Source organism: Mycolicibacterium parafortuitum, assembly GCF_010725485.1.
Classification (GTDB): Bacteria; Actinomycetota; Actinomycetes; order Mycobacteriales; family Mycobacteriaceae; genus Mycobacterium.
The window spans coordinates 3,425,924-3,446,474 of record NZ_AP022598.1; the positions used below are offsets into that span (position 1 = coordinate 3,425,924).

At 69.0% G+C, this 20,551-nt stretch carries 23 protein-coding genes; 17 read left to right on the forward strand and 6 right to left on the reverse strand.

Annotated elements, in window-relative coordinates:
* Positions 1–22: 22 nt before the first annotated feature.
* The 4 genes from rplU (at position 23) to proB (ending at position 3,268) form a co-directional block, all read left to right on the forward strand.
* Positions 23–346 (forward strand): 50S ribosomal protein L21, encoded by a 324-nt coding sequence (gene rplU / locus NTM_RS16495; RefSeq protein WP_083146422.1) that lies wholly within the window; start codon positions 23–25, stop codon positions 344–346.
* Between the two features lie 18 nt (positions 347–364).
* The gene (gene rpmA, locus NTM_RS16500; protein WP_083146421.1) at positions 365–631 is read left to right on the forward strand and encodes a 50S ribosomal protein L27; all 267 of its coding nucleotides are present in this window, start codon (positions 365–367) and stop codon (positions 629–631) included.
* An 85-nt stretch (positions 632–716) separates the two neighbouring features.
* Positions 717–2,156 (forward strand): GTPase ObgE, encoded by a 1,440-nt coding sequence (gene obgE, locus NTM_RS16505; RefSeq protein WP_104863383.1) that lies wholly within the window; start codon positions 717–719, stop codon positions 2,154–2,156.
* On the forward strand, positions 2,153–3,268 hold the full coding sequence (proB, locus tag NTM_RS16510) for a glutamate 5-kinase (protein WP_104863382.1): 1,116 nt from the start codon (positions 2,153–2,155) through the stop codon (positions 3,266–3,268). The genes obgE and proB overlap by 4 nt, the downstream gene beginning before the upstream one ends.
* A 10-nt stretch (positions 3,269–3,278) precedes the next feature.
* Here proB and NTM_RS16515 read toward each other — a convergent pair whose 3' ends face one another.
* Positions 3,279–3,911: a TetR/AcrR family transcriptional regulator gene (locus NTM_RS16515; RefSeq protein ID WP_163766880.1), complete on the reverse strand. Its 633-nt coding sequence runs from the start codon at positions 3,909–3,911 to the stop codon at positions 3,279–3,281.
* Positions 3,912–3,978: 67 nt separating this feature from the next.
* On the opposite strand from NTM_RS16515, the gene NTM_RS16520 reads away from it, so the two are divergent.
* Positions 3,979–5,256: a cytochrome P450 gene (locus NTM_RS16520; RefSeq protein WP_163766881.1), complete on the forward strand. Its 1,278-nt coding sequence runs from the start codon at positions 3,979–3,981 to the stop codon at positions 5,254–5,256.
* On the opposite strand, the gene NTM_RS16525 is transcribed toward NTM_RS16520, so the two are convergent.
* Positions 5,246–6,088, reverse strand: a complete 843-nt coding sequence (locus NTM_RS16525) for an NAD-dependent protein deacetylase (RefSeq protein WP_104863379.1) — start codon at positions 6,086–6,088, stop codon at positions 5,246–5,248. The two genes, NTM_RS16520 and NTM_RS16525, sit on opposite strands and share 11 nt — an antisense overlap.
* Positions 6,089–6,190: 102 nt before the next feature.
* On the opposite strand from NTM_RS16525, the gene NTM_RS16530 reads away from it, so the two are divergent.
* A complete protein-coding gene (locus NTM_RS16530) occupies positions 6,191–8,233 on the forward strand; it encodes an NAD(+) synthase (RefSeq protein WP_163766882.1) in 2,043 nt (680 codons plus the stop codon).
* Here NTM_RS16530 and NTM_RS16535 read toward each other — a convergent pair.
* The 3 genes from NTM_RS16535 to NTM_RS16545 form a co-directional block, all read right to left on the reverse strand.
* Positions 8,223–8,840: a methyltransferase family protein gene (locus NTM_RS16535; protein ID WP_163766883.1), complete on the reverse strand. Its 618-nt coding sequence runs from the start codon at positions 8,838–8,840 to the stop codon at positions 8,223–8,225. The genes NTM_RS16530 and NTM_RS16535 overlap by 11 nt on opposite strands.
* Positions 8,840–9,169: an ArsR/SmtB family transcription factor gene (locus tag NTM_RS16540; protein WP_163766884.1), complete on the reverse strand. Its 330-nt coding sequence runs from the start codon at positions 9,167–9,169 to the stop codon at positions 8,840–8,842. Before NTM_RS16540 ends, NTM_RS16535 begins: the two co-directional genes overlap by 1 nt.
* Before the next feature lie 113 nt (positions 9,170–9,282).
* Positions 9,283–10,143 carry a ribokinase gene (locus NTM_RS16545; protein ID WP_163766885.1) on the reverse strand — a complete coding sequence of 287 codons (861 nt, stop codon included), beginning with the start codon at positions 10,141–10,143 and terminating at the stop codon, positions 9,283–9,285.
* A 71-nt stretch (positions 10,144–10,214) separates the two neighbouring features.
* On the opposite strand from NTM_RS16545, the gene NTM_RS16550 reads away from it, so the two are divergent.
* The 10 genes from NTM_RS16550 to NTM_RS16595 all read left to right on the forward strand — a co-directional run bounded on the left by NTM_RS16550 (position 10,215) and on the right by NTM_RS16595 (position 18,621).
* Positions 10,215–11,462: a glutamate-5-semialdehyde dehydrogenase gene (locus NTM_RS16550; protein ID WP_104863375.1), complete on the forward strand. Its 1,248-nt coding sequence runs from the start codon at positions 10,215–10,217 to the stop codon at positions 11,460–11,462.
* A 51-nt stretch (positions 11,463–11,513) separates the two neighbouring features.
* Entirely contained in the window at positions 11,514–12,395 is an 882-nt protein-coding gene (locus tag NTM_RS16555) for an AAA family ATPase (protein WP_163766886.1), read from the forward strand.
* Positions 12,395–13,831 carry a vWA domain-containing protein gene (locus NTM_RS16560; protein ID WP_104863373.1) on the forward strand — a complete coding sequence of 479 codons (1,437 nt, stop codon included), beginning with the start codon at positions 12,395–12,397 and terminating at the stop codon, positions 13,829–13,831. Before NTM_RS16555 ends, NTM_RS16560 begins: the two co-directional genes overlap by 1 nt.
* Before the next feature lie 316 nt (positions 13,832–14,147).
* Positions 14,148–14,462, forward strand: a complete 315-nt coding sequence (locus NTM_RS16565; RefSeq protein ID WP_232079730.1) for a hypothetical protein — start codon at positions 14,148–14,150, stop codon at positions 14,460–14,462.
* Positions 14,463–14,535: 73 nt separating this feature from the next.
* Complete coding sequence (locus tag NTM_RS16570; RefSeq protein ID WP_179963948.1) at positions 14,536–15,264, forward strand: GntR family transcriptional regulator; 729 nt, start codon at positions 14,536–14,538, stop codon at positions 15,262–15,264.
* A 43-nt stretch (positions 15,265–15,307) separates the two neighbouring features.
* The gene (nadD, locus tag NTM_RS16575) at positions 15,308–15,961 is read left to right on the forward strand and encodes a nicotinate-nucleotide adenylyltransferase (protein WP_104863370.1); all 654 of its coding nucleotides are present in this window, start codon (positions 15,308–15,310) and stop codon (positions 15,959–15,961) included.
* Positions 15,958–16,356: a ribosome silencing factor gene (rsfS, locus tag NTM_RS16580; protein WP_163769515.1), complete on the forward strand. Its 399-nt coding sequence runs from the start codon at positions 15,958–15,960 to the stop codon at positions 16,354–16,356. The genes nadD and rsfS overlap by 4 nt, the downstream gene beginning before the upstream one ends.
* Positions 16,353–17,030, forward strand: a complete 678-nt coding sequence (gene gpgP / locus NTM_RS16585; protein ID WP_104863368.1) for a glucosyl-3-phosphoglycerate phosphatase — start codon at positions 16,353–16,355, stop codon at positions 17,028–17,030. The genes rsfS and gpgP overlap by 4 nt, the downstream gene beginning before the upstream one ends.
* A complete protein-coding gene (gene octT, locus NTM_RS16590; RefSeq protein ID WP_104863367.1) occupies positions 17,020–17,778 on the forward strand; it encodes a diglucosylglycerate octanoyltransferase in 759 nt (252 codons plus the stop codon). Before gpgP ends, octT begins: the two co-directional genes overlap by 11 nt.
* Before the next feature lie 9 nt (positions 17,779–17,787).
* The gene (locus NTM_RS16595; RefSeq protein ID WP_104863366.1) at positions 17,788–18,621 is read left to right on the forward strand and encodes a DegV family protein; all 834 of its coding nucleotides are present in this window, start codon (positions 17,788–17,790) and stop codon (positions 18,619–18,621) included.
* 10 nt (positions 18,622–18,631) lie between these two features.
* Here the strand turns inward: NTM_RS16595 and NTM_RS16600 are convergent, their stop codons facing one another.
* Complete coding sequence (locus tag NTM_RS16600; protein WP_104863365.1) at positions 18,632–19,684, reverse strand: NAD(P)H-dependent amine dehydrogenase family protein; 1,053 nt, start codon at positions 19,682–19,684, stop codon at positions 18,632–18,634.
* A gap of 56 nt (positions 19,685–19,740) precedes the next feature.
* Between NTM_RS16600 and NTM_RS16605 the strand changes: the two genes are divergently transcribed.
* The gene (locus tag NTM_RS16605) at positions 19,741–20,550 is read left to right on the forward strand and encodes an SDR family NAD(P)-dependent oxidoreductase (protein WP_163766887.1); all 810 of its coding nucleotides are present in this window, start codon (positions 19,741–19,743) and stop codon (positions 20,548–20,550) included.
* Position 20,551 lies beyond the last annotated feature (1 nt).

Genomic DNA, 20,551 nt, shown 5'->3' on the forward strand with positions numbered 1-20,551 from the left:
CAGAGCAGAGGAAGACCTAGCGATGGCAGCCAAATCAGCCACGTACGCGATCGTCAAGACCGGTGGCAAGCAGTACAAGGTCGCGGCCGGCGACATCGTCAAGGTGGAGAAGCTTGACGCAGAGCCCGGCGCATCGGTCTCGCTGCCCGTCGCGCTGGTCGTCGACGGTGCGAACGTGACCACCGACGCCAAGGCGCTGGAGAAGGTCGCCGTCACCGGCGAGGTCCTCGAGCACACCAAGGGCCCGAAGATCCGAATCCACAAGTTCAAGAACAAGACCGGCTATCACAAGCGCCAGGGCCACCGTCAGCAGTTGACGGTGCTCAAGGTCACCGGCATCAAGTAACGACGGGAGCGAGCAGACATGGCACACAAAAAGGGCGCTTCCAGCTCACGTAACGGTCGCGATTCCAACGCCCAGCGCCTCGGCGTCAAGCGGTTCGGCGGCCAGATCGTGAAGGCCGGCGAGATCCTGGTCCGCCAGCGCGGCACTCACTTCCACCCCGGCGTCAACGTCGGCCGCGGCGGCGACGACACGCTGTTCGCCACCGCTCCCGGCGCCGTCGAGTTCGGCACCAAGCGCGGCCGCAAGTACGTCAACATCGTCCGCGTCGCCCGTACCGACGCCTGAGGTCCTTGACGTCGAGATCGGCGTTTTGACCGGCCTTCACGCTTCGGGCGGCAAAACGTAGATTTCGTCATGGAAAGGATCAGCGATGCCCCGGTTCGTCGACCGCGTCGTCATCCACGCGCGGGCGGGTAACGGCGGCAACGGCTGCGCGTCGGTACACCGCGAGAAGTTCAAGCCTCTCGGTGGTCCCGACGGCGGCAACGGCGGTCGCGGCGGAAGTGTCATCTTCGTCGTCGATCCCCAGGTCCACACGCTGCTGGACTTCCATTTCCACCCGCACGTGGTCGCACCGTCGGGTAAGCAGGGCGCAGGCAGCAACCGCGACGGGGCCGCAGGGGCAGACCTCGAGGTCAAGGTGCCCGACGGCACCGTCGTCCTCGACGAACACGGCCAGATCCTGGCCGACATGGTCGGCGCAGGTACCCGTTTCGAGGCCGCCGCAGGTGGCCGCGGTGGTCTCGGCAACGCCGCGTTGGCCTCCCGCGCGCGGAAGGCGCCCGGCTTCGCTCTGCTCGGGGAACAGGGCGAGGTCCGCGATCTCACCCTCGAACTCAAGACGGTCGCCGACGTCGGCCTCGTCGGGTTCCCGTCGGCGGGCAAGTCGTCGCTGGTGTCGACGATCTCCGCCGCCAAGCCGAAGATCGCCGACTACCCGTTCACCACGCTGGCGCCCAACCTCGGTGTCGTGTCGGCGGGGGAGAACACCTTCACCGTCGCCGACGTGCCCGGGCTGATTCCCGGTGCGTCGCAAGGACGTGGTCTGGGCCTCGACTTCCTCCGCCACATCGAGCGGTGCGCCGTGCTGGTGCACGTCGTCGACTGCGCGACACTGGAGCCCGGTCGCGACCCGATCTCGGACATCGAGGCGCTGGAGGCCGAACTGGCGGCCTACACCCCGACGCTGCAAGGCGATTCGACGCTGGGCGATCTCGCCGAACGTCCACGCGCGGTGGTGCTCAACAAGATCGACGTGCCGGAGGCTCGCGAACTGGCCGACTTCGTCCGTGACGAGATCAAGGAGAAGTTCGGCTGGCCGGTCTTCGAGATCTCGACCGTGGCGCGAGAAGGTCTGCGCGCGTTGACGTTCGCGCTGTGGGATATGGTCGCCGCCTACCGCGCCGCCCAGCCTGCGGTGGTGCCGCGCCGCCCGGTGATCCGGCCGGTGCCGGTGGACGACAGCGGTTTCAGCGTCCAGCCGGATGGAACGGGCGGATTCCTGGTCAAGGGCACCCGGCCGCAGCGCTGGGTAGCCCAGACGAACTTCGACAACGACGAGGCCGTGGGCTATCTCGCCGACCGGCTGGCCCGCCTCGGCGTCGAGGACGAACTGCTCAAGCAGGGCGCACGGCCCGGATGCGCGGTGACGATCGGCGACATGACGTTCGACTGGGAGCCGCAGACGCCGGCCGGGGTCGACGGTCATCTGTCCGGTCGTGGCACGGACATCCGCCTGGAGCAGACCGACCGGATCGGGGCTGACGAGCGCAAGGCGGCACGGAAGGCGCGTCGGGAGTCGAGCGAGTGAACTCGGTCCACCGCGAGGCCATTCGCGATGCTCGTTCCGTGGTGGTCAAGATCGGCACCACCGCGCTCACCACCCCGGCCGGGGTGTTCGACACCGGCAGGCTGCAGCATCTCGCCGACGCCATCGAGGCCCGGATGAAATCGGGCTCCGATGTGGTGATCGTGTCCTCGGGTGCGATCGCCGCGGGCATCGAGCCGCTCGGGCTGACCAAGCGACCCACCGATCTGGCCACCAAACAGGCGGCGGCCAGCGTCGGGCAGGTCGCCCTGGTGAACTCGTGGAGCGCTGCGTTCGGCCGATACGACCGCACCGTGGGCCAGGTGCTGCTCACCGCTCACGACATCTCGATGCGGGTGCAGCACACCAACGCCCAGCGCACCCTGGACCGGTTGCGTGCGCTGCACGCCGTGGCGATCGTCAACGAGAACGACACCGTCGCCACCAACGAGATCAGATTCGGTGACAACGACCGACTTTCGGCGCTGGTGGCCCATCTGGTCGGTGCGGATGCGCTGATTTTGCTCAGCGACATCGACGGTCTCTACGACGGAGACCCGCGCAAGGCGTCGGAGGACAATCCGGCGCGGTTCATCCCCGAGGTCGCGGGCCCCGACGACCTGGAAGGTGTCACCGCGGGCCGGGGAAGCAATCTGGGCACCGGCGGGATGGTCTCCAAACTGTCCTCGGCGCTGCTGGCGGCCGACGCCGGCGTCCCGGTGCTGCTGGCGGCCGCCTCCGACGCGGCAGCCGCACTGGAAACCGCCTCTGTCGGAACGGTGTTCGCACCCCGCAAGGAGCGGATGTCGGCACGACGGTTCTGGGTGCGTTACGCCGCAGAGTCCTCCGGGGCCCTCACCCTCGACGCCGGTGCGGTGAAAGCGGTGGTGCAGCAACGGCGTTCGCTGCTTCCGGCAGGCATCACAGCGTTGTCGGGTCGTTTCTACGGCGGCGATGTGGTCGAGTTGCGCGACCAGGACGCCACCATGGTGGCCCGCGGCGTGGTCGCCTACGACGCCGCCGAGCTGGCCACCATGCTCGGCCGGTCCACCGCCGATCTGCCCGCCGAGATGCGCCGCCCCGCCGTGCACGCCGACGACCTCGTCGCGGTCTGACGGTCAGCGGTCAGAGGCCGGCCTTCAGATACAGCGCACCCCATACCAATTCGGTCAGGACCCCGGCCAACTCGGCGTCGAACGATGTGGGCTTTGACGGCAGGTTCTGCTGGCAGGTGCGTTCGACCATCAACACCAGCGCCTGGGCGGTCGTGTCCGGGGGTAGCTGCGGGCGGATCGCCCCGGCCTTCTGCCCGGCGACGATCACCGCCCTGAATCCATCGCTGACCTCGGCGAGCAGTGACCGGTAGGTGTCGCCGACCGCGGTGTCATACGGCGCCATCTCGTTGAGCGCCACCAGCACGGGCTGATGGGTCCGGTAGGCGGCGATGATCGCCGTCATCGCGGAGTGCACATCGGCGGGGTCGAGCCGGTCGGCGACCGACCACCAACGCTGGGCGGCCGCGGTGAGATCGACGAAGACCTGGGTGGCCAGCCGGCGCAGCAGATGACCCTTGTCCTCGAAGTAGATGTAGAAGCTCGCCCGCGAGATCCCCGCCTCGGTGGCCAGCCGGTCGACGCTGAGCTCGGTGATGCTCGCGCCGTCGGCCATCAGCCGGTCGGTGGCCTCGAGCAGGCTGCGTTCGATCTGCTCGCGCCGCTCCTGCCGACTGGCCTGCGGTTTTCTGGTGACCGAGGGCATCGCCCGAGCCTAACCGAAGCCTGGCGCCATTGACTAGACATACTGTCTAGTCGTATTGTCACCGCCCATGACTGTGACCACGCCCACACCCACGATCGATCCGTCGGGTCGGTCATACGACCCCGTCGATCTGTCCTCGCGGGCGTTCTGGGCCACCACCGCCGCCGACCGGGAGCGCTCGTTCGCCCAACTGCGCGCCGAGCGGCCGGTGAGCTGGCATCCGCCCGTCGAAGACGCGCTGATGCCCGACCCGGCCGACCCCGGCTTCTGGGCGGTCACCCGGCACGCCGACATCGTCGAGGTGAGCCGCAACAGCGAGGTGTTCCTGTCCGGCAAGGGGGTGCTGTTCGAGAACGTCCCCGAGGAACTGCTCGAAGCCAGCCAGTCGTTCCTGGCCATGGATCCGCCGCGGCACACGCTGATCCGCAAGGTCGTCCACGCCGCGTTCACCCCGCGTCAGGTGCGTCGCATCGAGGACTCGATCAAGGCGAACGCCCGCGACATCGTGTCCGAGTTGCGGGCGGCGGGAAGTGGCGTCGACTTCGTCAGCCACTGCGCCAAGGAGCTGCCGGTGCGCACGCTGTCGGACATGGTCGGCATCCCCGCATCCGAGCGGCACGCGGTCGCCGACGCCGCCGACGCGCTGGTCAGCTGGGGGGACGAGGAGTACCTCGCCGGCCGGAATCCGTTGGAGGTGCTGGTCTCCAGCCAGATGTATCTGCACCAGGTGGCGCTGAGTCTGGCCGCCGAACGCCGCGAGAACCCCGGTGACGACCTGTTCAGCGCGCTGGTGCACGCCGAGGTCGAAGGAGCCCGGCTGACCGACGCGGAGATCGCGGCATTCTTCGTGCTCCTCGCGGTCGCGGGCAACGACACCACCCGCCAGACCACCAGCCACGGGATGAAGGCGCTCACCGATCACCCCGAGCAGCGCGCCTGGTTGACGGCGTCGTTCGAGGACCGGATCGGCGTCGCGGTCGAGGAGCTGATCCGGTGGGCGAGTCCGGTGATGACCTTCCGTCGCACGGCGGCAACCGATTACGTGCTGGGTGGCGCGCAGATCGCCGCGGGGGAGAAGGTGGTGATGTTCTACTCGTCGGGCAATCAGGACACCGCCGTGTTCGACCACCCCGAACGGTTCGACCTGAGCCGGGACCCGAACCCGCACATCGGTTTCGGTGGCGGCGGCAGGCACTTCTGCCTCGGTGCGCACGTCGCCCGCGCGCAGCTGCGCGCGATCTTCGACGAATTGCTCACCCAGATCCCCGATCTGCAGGCCGGTGAACCGTCCTATGTGGCAGGCAATTTCATCCACGCCGTGCGTCGGATGCCCGTCACCTGGTGAGGCTGGCCCCGGCCGTGGGCAGCTCGTCGGCGAGCAGCGCCAACATCGGCGAGCAACCGTTGTCGATCTTCACCGTCGCGAGTTCGTCGCCGCGGGTCCGGCCACGGTTGATGATCGCGACCGGGAGCCCGGCCGCGACCGCGTGCCGCACGAACCGGTATCCCGAGTACACGGTCAACGACGATCCGGCGACCAGCAGCGCGTCGGCGGCGTCGACGAGGGCGTAGGCGTCCTCGACGCGCTGCTTGGGCACGCTCTCGCCGAAGTAGACGATGTCGGGTTTGAGCATGCCGCCGCAGCGCGGGCAGTCCACGATCCGGAACGACGACGTATCGGCGACGACCGCGTCGGCGTCCGGGGCCACCGCGATGCCGCCCAGCGCCGCGGCGCGGTCGGCGAAACCGGGGTTGGCCGCCTCCAGCATCTCGGCCAGCAGGGTGCGCGGCATGGTGTGCCCGCAGTCGAGGCAGATCACCTGGGCATAGGTGCCGTGCAGATTGACCACGACCTCGCTGCCGGCTTTGGTGTGCAACAGATCGACGTTCTGGGTGATCACCCCGGTCACCACACCGGCGCGCTCGAGAGCGGCAAGTGCGCGGTGCCCCGCGTTGGGCAGCGTCTGGTCCATGTGCCGCCAGCCGAGATGGTTGCGCGCCCAGTAGCGTTGCCGGAACGCCGGATCCGAGGTGAACTGCCGGATGGTCATCGGGTTGCTCGGCGGGGAGTCCGGCCCACGGTAGTCGGGAATCCCGGAGTCGGTGGACATGCCCGCACCGGTGAGCACCGCGATGCGCCGCCCCTGCAACAGCGAGACGAGTTCGGGTGCTTCCACGTAGTCGAATGTAGGCCACGGCCGCGGCGCGGCGGAGACGCGCTGGTCAGCGGTACCGGAGGGGGCATGCATACCCGCGGCGGGTTCGGGCAACAATGAGGCATGGATTTCTATTCGGCCTACCGGCACGGATTCGTGCGGGTCGCCGCGTGCACCCATCACACCGCCCTCGCCGATCCCGCCGCGAACGCCGCGACGGTGCTGGCGATGGCCCGCGAATGCGACGACGACAACGTCGCGCTCGCGGTCTTCCCTGAGCTCACGCTGTCCGGCTATTCGATCGAGGACATCGTGATGCAGGACGCCCTGCTCGAAGCCGTGCACGAGGCGATACTCGAGGTGGCCGCCGGATCCGCCGACCTGCTGCCGGTGCTGGTGGTCGGCGCGCCGCTGCGCTATCGCAACCGGATCTACAACACCGCCGTCGTGATCCACCGCGGCCGGGTGCTCGGGGTGGTGCCGAAGTCCTACCTGCCGACCTACCGCGAGTTCTACGAGAAGCGTCAGATCGCCGCGGGTGACGAGGAGCGCGGCGAGATCCGGCTCGGTGACGGCACCGTGCCGTTCGGGCCCGACCTGCTGTTCACCGCCGTCGACGTGCCGGCGTTCGTGCTGCACGTGGAGATCTGCGAGGACATGTTCGTCCCGGTGCCGCCCAGCGCCGAGGCCGCGTTGGCCGGTGCCACGGTGCTGGCGAATCTGTCCGGAAGTCCGATCACCATCGGTCGCGCCGAGGACCGCGCTCTGCTGGCGCGCTCGGCGTCGTCACGCTGCCTGGCCGCCTACGTCTACGCCGCCGCCGGCGAGGGGGAGTCGACGACCGATCTGGCCTGGGACGGGCAGACCATGATCTGGGAGAACGGGGTGTGTCTGGCGCAGTCCGAGCGCTTCCCGAAGGGGCCGCGGCGCTCGACCGCGGACGTCGACGTCGAGCTGCTGCGCAACGAACGGGTGCGGATGGGCACCTTCGACGACAACCGCCGTCACCACCTGATCGACGAGGACTCGTTCCGCCGCATCGAGTTCCGGCTCGACCCGCCCGACGGCGACATCGGGCTGCTTCGCGAGGTCGAGCGCTTCCCGTTCGTGCCCGCCGACGAAGCCCGGCTGGAACAGGATTGCTTCGAGGCCTACAACATCCAGGTCTCGGGGCTCGAACAGCGGCTGCGCGCGCTGCACTACCCGAAGATCGTCCTCGGCCTGTCCGGCGGCCTGGATTCCACGCACGCGCTGATCGTCGCGGCGAAGGCGATGGACCGCGAAGAGCGGCCCCGCAGCGACATTCTCGCGTTCACCATGCCCGGTTTCGCCACCGGCGACCGCACCAGGAACAACGCGACCCGGCTGGCCGAAGCGCTCGGTGTGACGTTCGAGACCATCGACATCACGGCCACTGCCGAGCTGATGCTCACCGAGATGGACCACCCGTTCTCCCGCGGTGAGAAGGTCTACGACGTCACCTTCGAGAACGTGCAGGCCGGTCTGCGCACCGACTATCTGTTCCGGCTGGCCAACCAGCGCGGTGGGATCGTGCTCGGCACCGGCGATCTGTCGGAGCTGGCGCTGGGCTGGTCCACCTACGGGGTGGGCGACCAGATGTCGCACTACAACGTCAACGGCGGGGTGCCGAAGACGTTGATCCAGCACCTGATCCGCTGGGTGATCTCCTCGAACCAGTTCGACGACACGGTCAACGACGTGTTGCAGTCGGTGCTGGACACCGAGATCAGCCCCGAGCTCGTTCCGGCCGGGGAGGACGAGGAGATCCAGAGCAGCGAGGGCAAGGTCGGGCCCTATGTGCTGCAAGACTTCTCACTGTTCCAGGTGCTGCGCTACGGATTCCGGCCGTCGAAGGTGGCGTTTCTGGCCTGGCATGCGTGGAGCGACGCCGACCGCGGTGACTGGCCCGTCGGCGTCCCGCAGGAGAAGCGGCCGAGCTACTCGCTCAACGAGATCCGGCACTGGCTGCAGGTGTTCGCGCAGCGGTTCTACTCGTTCAGCCAGTTCAAACGATCGGCACTGCCCAACGGCCCCAAGGTGTCCGCCGGCGGTTCGCTGTCGCCGCGCGGGGACTGGCGGGCACCGTCGGACATGTCGGCGCGCATCTGGCTCGAGGAGATCGAACGCACCGTGCCTATCGAATAGTGGTGCCGATCCGCGGCACGAATCGGCCTACGGTGGCGAGATATTCGCGGTAGGCCGCACCGTGGACATTGCGCAGGTATGGTTCCTCGACGGCGCGTACCTGCAGCTCGATCGCGGCGAGCAACAGCGTGAACCCGAGGATTGCGACGATATTCGGCGTCACCAGCATGATGCCGAACGCGAAGACCAGCATTGCGGTGAAGATCGGGTTGCGTACCACCGCGAACACGCCGCGGTGCACCAGCGTCGTGGACTCGCTGTGGTCGACGCCGATGCGCCACGAGTCGCCCATGTCGATCTGGGCGTAGACGGTCGCCGCGATCCCGGCGAACGCGATCGCGATTCCGGCCGTCGGCACCCAGTTCGGAACCGGCAGTGGTTCGACCAGTGCGGCCCACTGCAGCGAGGGTGCCGCCACGCCGACGACGATCGCGGCGACGAACCCGACGCCGGCGAACCATTCGATCGACAAGGGCCGTCCGCTGATGCCCTTGAATCCGGTGGACCCGGTCCTGCGGTGGTGTAGCCAACTGCGCCAACCGAATCCGATCGCTCCGAACACGACGAACAACGCGATCGCGACGACGGCGGAGGTGGAGGGGGTCATCAGCAGCACGCCTTGTCGTCGGCGGCAGGGCAGCACGCCGGGTCCACGTCGAGCACCAGGCCGACGAGGTCGGCGAGCGCATGGGCGATGCGGGGATCGGCGAGTTCGTAGCGGCTGCGCCTGCCCTCCGGGCTGACGGCGACCAGCCCGCACCCCCGCAGGCAGGCCAGGTGGTTGGACAGGATCTGGCGCGAGACCCCGATTCGGTCGGCCAGCTCGGACGGATAGCCCGGCCCGTCCCGAAGGATCAGCAGGATCTCCGCACGGGTCGGGTCGGACAGGGCGGATCCGAATCGGGCAAGCGCGTCACGGCCGATGACTGTCTTCATGAGCAGAACGATACATCGAGTTCTGTATTCAGAAAATGCTGAACTATTCAGGTTGGGTCGTCGACGCGTGGATCCGGGTGCACCCAGGACGGCGAACGCCGCTCCTTGACGGATCAGGACGCGTCCAGCACGTCCTCGACAGCCTCACTGGAAGGGGCACAGTCGCCGGCACCGTGCACCAGCGTCGCGAGCGATCCGGCCGCGCACGCGCGCGCAAGCGCGTAGTCGAAGCCGCGGGTCCAGTGTGCGGCCAGCACTCCGGCGAACACGTCGCCGGCGCCGGTGGTGTCCACCGCCTCGACGGCCGGCGCCGGATAGTCGGTCTGCTTCTCGCCCAGGTGGCGGGCGCCTCGGGCACCGCGCGTGATCACCAGATGGTCGACCAGCGCACGCTCACCGTCGACCCACGCCTCGGACTCGGTCTCGTTGACCACGACCACGTCGACGACGGTCGCCAGCGCGCTGATGTCCGGCGGGGTCGGGGACGCGTTGAGGATGACCGTCGCTCCCGCGGCCCGGCCGACCCGGGCCGCCACCAGGGCCGTATCGAGTGGGATCTCCAGCGACAGCAGCACCACGTCGCTGTCGGCGACGACGTCCCGTACCTCGGCAGAGTTCAGACTCAGGTGCGCGTTCGCGCCCGGGGCGACCACGATGCAGTTCTCCGCGCCGGCGTCGACCAGGATGGCCGCCGATCCGCTGGGTCCGGGCACGGTCTCGATACCGTCCAGGCCGACCGCGTTGGCCGCGAGATGCGCCCGAAGCCCGTCGGCGGCCGGATCGGTGCCCAGCGCCGCGACCAGCTGCACGGCCGCCCCGGCGCGTGCGGCGGCGACCGCCTGGTTGCCGCCCTTGCCACCCGGCGCGGTGTCCAGCGCCGAGGCCAGGACGGTCTGCCCCGGCCGGGGCAACCGGTCCACCGTGAACGTCAGGTCGGCGTTGACACTGCCCACTACGCACACGCGCGCGCTCATGGGTGTCAACCTAGCGCCGACGCAGGTCGACACGTGTCGAACGACCCAGGCAGGTTCGATACTCTGGCCGGATGAGTGTGCATGCGCCCACCGCCCCCGACCTGCGCCAGCAGGTGCACGACGCCGCGCGGCGGGCCCGCAGCGCGGCCCGCGGATTGGCCACACTGTCCACCGACACCAAGAACCGCGCGCTGCGCGTGGCCGCCGATCATCTGCTGATGAACACCCGCACGATCCTGGAGGCCAACGAAGCCGACCTGGACAGGGCGAGGTCCTCGGGCACCCCCGACGCGATGCTCGATCGGCTCGCGCTGAGCCCGGAGCGCGTCGAGGGGATCGCCGACGGCCTGCGTCAGGTCGCCGGACTGCCCGACCCGGTCGGCGAGGTGCTGCGCGGGCGCACGCTGCCCAACGGCCTGCAGCTGCGCCAGCAACGCGTTCCGCTCGGCGTGGTCGGCATCGTCTACGAGGGGCGGCCCAACGTCACCGTCGACGCGTTCGGCCTGACGCTGAAATCCGGCAATGCCGTTCTGCTGCGCGGAAGTTCGTCGGCGGCGCAGTCGAACGCCGCACTCGTCGACGCGCTGCGCGCCGCGCTGGCCACCGAGTTGCTCGACGTCGACGCGGTGCAGCTGCTGCCCAGCGAGGACCGTGCCAGCGTCACGCATCTGATCCAGGCCCGCGGGCTCGTCGACGTGGTGATCCCGCGCGGCGGCGCCGGGCTGATCGACGCGGTGGTGCGCGACGCCCAGGTGCCCACCATCGAGACCGGCGTCGGCAATTGCCATGTCTACGTTCATTCGTCGGCCGATCTCGACATGGCCGAGACGATCCTGCTCAACGCCAAGACCCGCAGGCCCAGCGTGTGCAACGCCGCCGAATCGGTGCTGATCGACGCCGCGATCGCCGATATCGCGGTGCCCCGGCTCACCGGTGCGTTGCAGGATGCCGGCGTCACCGTGCACGTGGACCCGAGCGAGGAGGAGCTGCGCGCCGAGTTCCTGTCGATGGACATCGCGCTCGCCATCGTGGACGGGCTCGACGGCGCCATCAGCCATATCAACGAGTACGGCACCGGCCACACCGAAGCCATCGTGACGACGGATCTGGCTGCCGCGCAACGGTTCACCGAACGGGTGGACGCGGCGGCGGTGATGGTCAACGCGTCCACCGCGTTCACCGACGGAGAGCAGTTCGGTTTCGGCGCCGAGATCGGCATCTCCACCCAGAAACTGCATGCCCGCGGCCCGATGGGGCTTCCCGAACTGACATCCACCAAATGGATCGTGTGGGGCGACGGCCACACCCGTCCGGCCTGAAACCGCGGGCGTTGACCCCCCGATGAGCGCTTGCGCGAAGAGGAGAAAATTGTGAGCGTCCCCGCGAGCATCGTGCCGCTGTTCGCCGACATCGACGATGTCGTGCGCCGGCTGGCCGAGACGGGCTATCTGGCCGACACCGCCACCGCGACCGCGGTGTTCCTCGCCGACCGGCTCGGTAAACCGCTGCTGGTGGAGGGTCCCGCCGGTGTCGGCAAGACCGAACTGGCCCGCGCCATCGCGCACGCGACGGGTTCGGGGCTGGTGCGGCTGCAGTGCTACGAGGGTGTCGACGAGTCCCGCGCGCTCTACGAGTGGAACCACGCCAAGCAGATTCTGCGGATCCAGGCCGGCAGTGCCGGCGGCGACTGGGATCAGACCCGCGACGACGTCTTCTCCGAAGAGTTCCTGCTGACCCGGCCGCTGCTCACCGCGATCCGGCGCACCGAACCCACGGTGCTGCTGATCGACGAGACCGACAAGGCCGACATCGAGATCGAGGGTCTGCTGCTGGAAGTGCTCAGCGACTTCGCAGTCACGGTGCCCGAACTCGGCACCATCACCGCCGAGCGCCGGCCCCTGGTGGTGCTCACCTCCAACGCGACGCGTGAGCTGTCCGAGGCGCTCAAGCGTCGCTGCCTGTTCCTGCACATCGACTTTCCGGACGCCGACCTCGAGCGCCGGATCCTGCTGTCCCGGGTGCCGGAGCTGCCCGAGAAGATCGCCGAGGAACTCGTGCGGATCATCGGTGTGCTGCGCGGTATGCAGCTCAAGAAACTGCCGTCGGTGGCCGAGACCATCGACTGGGGTCGCACCGTGCTGGCGCTGGGCATGGACACCATCGACGACGAGGTGATCGCCGCGACGCTGGGTGTCGTGCTCAAGCATCAGTCCGACCAGATCAAGGCCTCCGGGGAGCTGAGGCTCAACTGATGCCGCCGATCCGCACCCGCCCGCCGCAACCGCTGGCCCCGCACGGAATCCCCGGCCATCTGGTCGAGTTCGTCGAGGCGCTGCGCAAGCAGGGCATCGCGGTGGGCCCGTCGGAGACGGTGGATGCCGGCCAGGTGATGGCGGCGCTCGGACTGTCCGACCGTGCGGTGCTGCGGGAGGGGCTGGCGTGTGCGGTGCTGCGCCGCTCCGATCACCGCGAGACCTTCGACGCGCTGTTCGACCTGTACTTCCCGCCGGCGCTCGGCGCCAAGACGGTGCTCGATGACGACGACCAGGACGCCCAGGGATTGCCCCCCGAGGACGTCGAGGCATTGCGCAGCGCGCTGGTCGACCTGCTGTCGGAGAACCAGGAGCTCGCCAACGTCGACGAGCGGCTGGCCGCGATGATCGCCCAGATCGTGGAGGCTTACGGGCGGTACAACTCCAGCCGGGGGCCGTCGTACTCGTCGTACCAGGCGCTCAAAGCGATGAGCCTCGACGACCTCGAGGGACGGCTGCTGGCCGGGCTGCTGGCCCCGTACGGTGACGAGCCGACCCCGACGCAGGAGCAGATCGCCAAAGCCCTCGCGGCCCAACGTATCGCCCAGATCCGCAAGATGATCGAGGGGGAGACCAAGCGCCGCACGGCCGAACAGCTCGGGCGTGACCACGTCCAGATGTACGGAGTGCCCCAGCTCGCCGAGAACGTCGAGTTCCTGCGGGCCTCCGGTGAGCAGCTGCGCCAGATGCGGCGTGTGGTCGGACCTTTGGCGCGCACGCTGGCCACCCGGCTGGCCGCGCGCCGGCGCCGGTCCAGGGCCGGGGAGATCGACCTGCGTAAGACGCTGCGCAAGTCGATGTCCACCGGAGGTGTGCCGATCGACGTCGTGTTGAAGAAACCGCATCCGGCGCGTCCGGAGCTGGTCGTGCTGTGCGACGTGTCGGGCTCGGTCGCCGGGTTCAGCCACTTCACCCTTCTTCTGGTGCATGCGCTGCGGCAGCAGTTCTCCCGGGTGCGCGTCTTCGCGTTCATCGACACCACCGACGAGGTCACCGAATTGTTCGGGCCGGACGCCGACCTCGCGGTCGCGGTGCAGCGCATCACCCGCGAGGCCGCGGTGTTCACCCGCGACGGCCATTCCGATTACGGGCACGCGTTCGTGTCGTTCCTCGACAAGTTCCCGAACGTGCTGTCGCCGCGCAGTTCACTGCTCGTGCTCGGCGACGGCCGCAACAACTACCGCAACCCGGAGACCGATCTGCTGGCGCACATGGTCAACGCGGCACGGCACGCGCACTGGCTCAATCCCGAGCCGAGGCACCTGTGGGGCAGCGGTGACTCCGCGATACCGCGCTATGAGGATGTCATCACGATGCACGAGTGCCGCTCGGCCAAGCAGTTGGCGTCGGTGATCGACGCACTGCTGCCCGTCTGATTCGCGTCAGATTCGCCGGGGTCGGCCACATTCGCGGCGATCTCCCAGGAATCGGTGATCGAACTGCCAGCGAGGCACTCGGTTTCTGGGGGCGAAACATGTTGCTGCACAAATGTTTTAGATCGCCTGCGGGCTTTTCGTTACGGGCACGTGAACAACGTCGCGGCTGACGGTTTTCCAGCTTCGTCACAGTTGCGCTCAATAGCCTGAGCACGTTCTCCGGTATCGAAGAACATTTCCGCCTTTCTGACCAAAGGGGTAGGCAATGGTTGAGCGCACGGCGACACTCCCGCGTCGGACGACAAGGCTGGCCGTCATGTGCCTGGGTTCGGCGTGTGCGTCCGCGGCCCTGTTCGGGCTGAGCGCGGGCACGGCCAGTGCCGACGTCAAAGAGGTTTCCCCCGGGCCGGTCGTCAGCAGTCGGCAGGCCACCGATTACGCGGTGGTGCGCATCAACGACTTCGGTGTCGCCCGTGGCACCTCCGAGGCCCGACTGGCCGACGCCGGGGTGGTCTCGGCCACCGGCACGAACTCGACCGAGGTGCGTGACGAGATCAAAGCCATCCCCGGCACGAAAGCCTCGGGGTTCCTGGGTGCCTACCCGGTCGGTCCGCCGATCGGCGACTTCTGATCCGGTGCGGGAAGGCCGCACCGTCCGGAGAATGTTGCATACCGAAGTCGACTTAGGCCGCTACCCTGCAAGGATGCCTTCAGGCACCCCGCTCTACCTGCGGATCGCGGCCGACGTGCGTGATCTGATCGCCACCGAACAGCTGGCGCCGCACACGCTGTTGGCGTCCGAACGCGAGCTTGCCGAACACCACGGCGTCAGCCGCATGACGGCCCGGCAGGCGCTGTCGTTGCTGGAAAGCGAGGGGCTGGTCTACCGCAATCCGCCGCGCGGCACCTTCGTCGCCGAACCGCGGGTGCGCTTTCACGTCGGCAGCTTCTCCGAAGAGGTGGCTCGGATGGGGCGGCGCCCGGCAGCCGTGCCGCTGTGGGCCGAACACCAGGTGGCCACCCCCGCGGTGCGGCGCGCGCTGGACCTCGATGAGGGCGCCGGCGTGCACGTTGTGCACCGGCTGCGCAGCGTCGACGAGGTCCCGTTCGCGTTGGAGACGACGTTCCTGCCCGCCGACCTCACCCCGGGGATCCTGGACCTGCCGCAGGACGGATCGCTGTGGGCGGTACTGCGGACGCAGTACGGCCTCCAGTTGGCGCGCTCGACGGCGGTGCTGGAGTCGATCGTGCTCGACGATGCGACCAGCGTGCAGCTCGGGGTGCGGGCCGGATCGCCCGGAACATTGCTGACCCGCACCACCGAGGACGCCGAGGGCCGCTGCGTGGAGTACGCCCGCGACGTCTACCGCGCCGACCGGACCGCGTTCGAGGTCACCGAGGTTCTCACCTCGCCCCGGCTGACTTCGGTTTGAGTCGGCCTGAGGCACCTGCACCACTCCCGTAAGCTCGCTATTCGTGCAGTCAGGCGGGCGCCGTCGCAGGAGGCTAGGGGTGATGGGTGGGACGTTCGATCCCATCCACCACGGACACCTCGTCGCGGCCAGTGAGGTCGCCGACCTGTTCGACCTCGACGAGGTGGTGTTCGTCCCGACCGGGCAGCCCTGGCAGAAGCGCAGCCGGGCCGTCACGCCGGCCGAAGACCGCTACCTGATGACGGTGATCGCCACGGCGTCCAACCCGCAGTTCTCCGTCAGCCGGGTCGACATCGACCGCGGCGGGCCGACGTACACCAAGGACACGCTGCGTGACCTGCACGCCCAGAACCCCGACGCGGATCTGTACTTCATCACCGGCGCCGACGCCCTGGCGTCGATCCTGTCGTGGCAGAACTGGGAGGAGATGTTCTCGATCGCCCGGTTCGTCGGGGTCAGCAGGCCCGGCTACGAACTGGACGGTAAGCACATCACCGCAGCGATGGCCGAGCTTCCCTCCGATGCGCTGCATCTGGTGGAGGTGCCCGCCCTCGCGATCTCGTCCACCGACTGCCGGCTGCGCGCCGAACAGTCCCGCCCCATCTGGTACCTGGTTCCCGACGGCGTCGTGCAGTACGTCGCCAAACGCGACCTCTATCGCGGCCAGGACCTCGCAGTTGAAGGAGACCGTCCCTGACCGCCACACCTGAAGCCATCGAAATGGCCACCATCGCCGCCAAGGCGGCCGCGGCCAAGCTCGCCGAGGACGTCGTGGTGATCGACGTCTCCGGCCAACTCGTCATCACGGACTGCTTCGTGATCGCCTCCGGCAGCAACGACCGGCAGGTCAACGCGATCGTCGACGAGGTCGAGGAGAAGATGCGCCGCGCCGGGTACAAACCCGCGCGCCGCGAAGGCACCCGCGAGGGACGCTGGACGCTGCTCGACTACGTCGACATCGTCGTGCACGTCCAGCACCAGGACGAACGCAACTTCTACGCACTCGACCGGCTCTGGCGTGACTGCCCGACCGTGCCGGTCGACCTCGACGCGCCGACCACCGGCGAGGACGAGGCCGAGGACGGGCGATGAGAATCCGCAGGCTCGTCATGCTGCGGCACGGCCAGACCGAGTACAACGCCGGCAGCCGCATGCAGGGCCAGCTCGACACCGACCTGTCCGAACTCGGCCGCGAGCAGGCCGCCGCGGCCGCCGAGTCGCTGGCCAAACGTCAGCCCCTGCTGATCGTGTCGTCGGATCTGCGGCGCGCGCTCGACACCGCCGTCGTCCTCGGCGACCGCTGCGGTCAGCCGGTCAATATCGACGCCCGGCTGCGGGAGACCCATCTCGGGGACTGGCAGGGTCTGACCCATCTGGAGGTCGACGCGCAGGCACCCGGTGCGAGGCTGGCGTGGCGTGACGACGCCCGGTGGGCCCCGCACGGCGGGGAGAGCAGGATCGACGTCGCCGCACGCAGCGTGCCGCTGGTGCGCGAACTGGTCGCGCAGCAGTCCGACTGGGGTGCCGTTGACGCCGACCGGCCGGTGGTGCTGGTGGCGCACGGCGGGCTGATCGCCGCGCTGACCGCCGCACTGCTGGACCTGCCGCCGGAGAACTGGCCGGTGCTCGGCGGCATGGGCAACGCGAGCTGGGTGCAGCTGGCCGGGCACACCCGCGCCGACGGGGATCCCAGCTCCTTCGACGACATCCGGTGGCGCCTGGACGTCTGGAACGCCTCGGCACAGGTCGCCGGCGATGTCCTCTGAGGCGACTCCGGCACCGCAGCCGGGCCGCACCACACTGCTGGTGTTCTGCGATTCGCTGTCCTACTACGGCCCGAGCGGGGGACTGCCCGCCGACGATCCGCGTATCTGGCCCAACCTCGTTGCCGGACAACTGGACTGGGATGTCGAGCTGATCGGCCGGATCGGCTGGACCAGCCGCGACGTGTGGTGGGCCGCCACCCAGGATCCGCGCTCCTGGGCCGCGTTGCCGAGGGCCGGTGCGGTGGTCTTCGCGACCTCGGGAATGGACTCGCTGCCCTCACCGCTGCCGACCGCGCTGCGGGAACTGATCCGTTACGTGCGGCCGCCGCGGCTTCGGCGATGGGCACGCGACGGATACGGCTGGCTGCAGCCCAGACTGTCGCCGATCGCGCGGCCCGCGTTGCCTCCGCACCTGACCGCCGAGTACCTCGAGATGACGAGAGCGGCAATCGATTTCAACCGTCCGGGGATACCCGTGGTGGCCTCGTTGCCGTCGGTGCACATCGCGCCGACCTACGGACACTCGCACCGCGGACGGCCGGGCACGGTCGCGGCGATCACCCGGTGGGCCGCCGAGCATGCCGTTCCTCTGGTCGACCTCAAAGAGGCGGTGGGGGACGAGGTGACGAGTGGGCGGGGCAACCCGGACGGCATCCACTGGAACTTCGAGGCGCACCGCGCGGTGGCCGACCTCATGCTCAAAGGACTGGCCGAGGCGGGCGTGCACGTGCCCGACTCGCGCGGTTAGCGAGCCGGTATGCCCGTCGTCGTCGTCAGCGATTCGTCGTCGCGCCTGCGTCCCGAGGTGCGCCACCGGTGGGATGTGCGCGAGGTGCCGTTGCATGTGTTGCTCGACGGCACCGACCTGCGCGACGGGGTCGACGACATCCCGTACGACATCCACGACCGGCCGAAGGTGACCACCGCGGGGGCCGCACCGGAGGAACTCGCCGAGACCTACCGGCAGGCGTTGGCCGACAGCGGCGGCGACGGTGTCGTCGCGGTGCACCTGTCCGGTGCGCTGTCGAGCACCTACAGCGCCGCGGCGCTGGCCGCCCGCGAGTTCGGACCCGCAGTGCGCGTGGTCAACTCGCGCTCGGCAGCGATGGGGGTCGGCTTCGTCGCGCTCGCCGCGGCCGCATGCGCCGACGCCGGCGGCGACCTCGACGCGGTCGAGGCCGCCGCCCGGTCCGCGATCGGCCGCACCCAGGTGTTCCTCGTCGTGCACCGGCTTGACAATCTGCGCCGTAGTGGCCGCATCCGCACCACGGCATCGTGGCTGGGCACCGCGCTCGCGCTCAAACCGCTGCTGTGCCTGGACGTCGACGGCCGGCTGGTGCTCGATCAGCGCATCCGCACGGTCGGCAAGGCGCACGCGGCGATGGTCGACCGGGTCGCCGGGGTTGTCGGTGAGCGCCCCGCCGAGGTGGTCGTGCACCACGTCGACAACCACGACGCCGCCGACGAGCTGGGCGCCGCGCTGACCCAGCGGCTCCCGCAACTGTCCTCGCTGACCGTCGCCGACATGGGGCCGCTGCTGTCGATCCACGTCGGCGCAGGCGCGGTCGGCGTCGCGGTTCAGGTCACCTGACGCCGCGGCATCACCCGGCCGCGCGGCCGGTGATCGGCGGCAGGTCGGCCAGCGTGACGATGCCGGGCGCAGCGGCGACCACCGCCGGTACGGCATTGGTCACCGGCATCGCCGTGTAGATCATGCCCAGCCCCATGAACCCCGGCTCGGTCCAGTCCTTCGGCGGCAGGCAGTGCACCACCGTGCGCATGTTGGGCAGCCCGAACACCTGCACCACGTGCCCGTGCTCCAGCGGCTTGGGTGGGACGACGTGTTCGCCCATGATCCAGTTGAACCCGACGCTGACCACGTTGCGGTCGCCGGCCCAGCCGCGGTGATACCCGTGCACACCGGCCACGGTGCCCTTCGGGATCTTCATGAACCCGAGGTCGCTGTCACCGGTGGCCGGGGTGAAGGTGACGTCGAACGTGATCCGGTCCAGCGTGGCGCCGATCGCGTCGGCCATCATCGCCGCGGACTCGGCGAACACCTCGCTTTCGCGGCGGACGCTCTCGGCCAGGCCCGGGGTGTCGGGGTCCTGCGAGAACCCCATCGCGGTCTGCGTGCCCGCGGATTCATAGGTGGAGCAGTCCACCGACTCGGTGATCCTGATCTCGTCGACCCGCTCACACGCACCCGAGAGCACCATCCCCACCAGGTTGCTCATCCCGGGATGCGCACCGCTGCCGAAAATCGTGGAATTGCCTGTCTCGCAGGCTTTTCTGATCCGGTCGAGGTCCTGCGGGGTCTGCTTGCCTCCGGTGATCCAGGCCGCGCTCGAACACACGTTGATCCCGGACTCCAACAGCCGGGCCAGTTCGTCGATGTTCGGCCACAGCGGGTTGTAGCAGCACGCATCCGGCCGCAGTGCGATCAGTTCCTCGATGTCGGAGGTGGCCTTCACCCCGGTCGGTTCCGGCCAGCCGGACAACTCGGCGGCGTCCACACCGACCTTGTCGGCACCGTGCGCGTACACCCCGACGAGCTCCATGTCGTCGCGGCCGATGATCGCGTGCAATGAGCGGCGCCCGATGTTGCCGGTGGTCCACTGAATCACGCGCAGCGGTCGGTCGGTGGTGGTCATGGCCCTCCTCGTCGAGTGTTGTTCACACAGCAAGCTACTGCCTCTAAGGTGACCGCATGAGCGACATGGCGACCCCGGTGGCGGTGGTGACCGGAGCCAGCCGCGGAGCCGGCCTGGGTATCGCGACGGCGCTGGCCGCGCGCGGCTGGCGGGTCTACGGCACCGCGCGTGGCTTCGCCAAGGCGCCGGCCTGGGGTGTCGGGGTCGCGGTGGATCACCGTGACGACGACGCGGTGGCCCGGTTCTTCGACCGTGTCGGCGCCGAAACCGGCCGGCTCGATCTGCTGGTCAACAACGCCGCGGCCATCTCCGATCACCTGGTGAGCCCGAAACCGTTCTGGGAGAAGCCACGTGATCTGGCCGACGTGTTGAGCGTCGGGCTGCGATCGTCCTACATCGCGGCCTGGCACGCCGCGCCGCTGCTGATCCAGCAGGATCGCGGCCTCATCGCGTTCACATCCTCACCCGGATCGGTGTGCTACATGCACGGCGCCGCCTACGGGGCGCAGAAGGCCGGGGTCGACAAGATGGCCGCGGACATGGCGGTCGACTTCCGCGGCACCGGCGTCGCGACGGTCTCGGTGTGGATGGGCATCCTGCTGACCGAGAAGCTGCGCTCGGCCTTCGACGGGAATCCAGAAGCACTGCAGGCCTTCGCGCAGCAGGCCGAGACCCCGGAGTTCACCGGGTACGTGATCGACGCGCTCTACCGGGACCCGGATCTCGGGGCGCTCAGCGGCCACACCGTGATCGCGGCGGAGGCCGCGGCCCGATACGGACTCACCGACGAGGACGGACGCACACCACCGTCGCACCGGGAGCTGTTGGGTGAACCGCGGATCCCGAGCCCGGTCGTCGTGCGCTGAC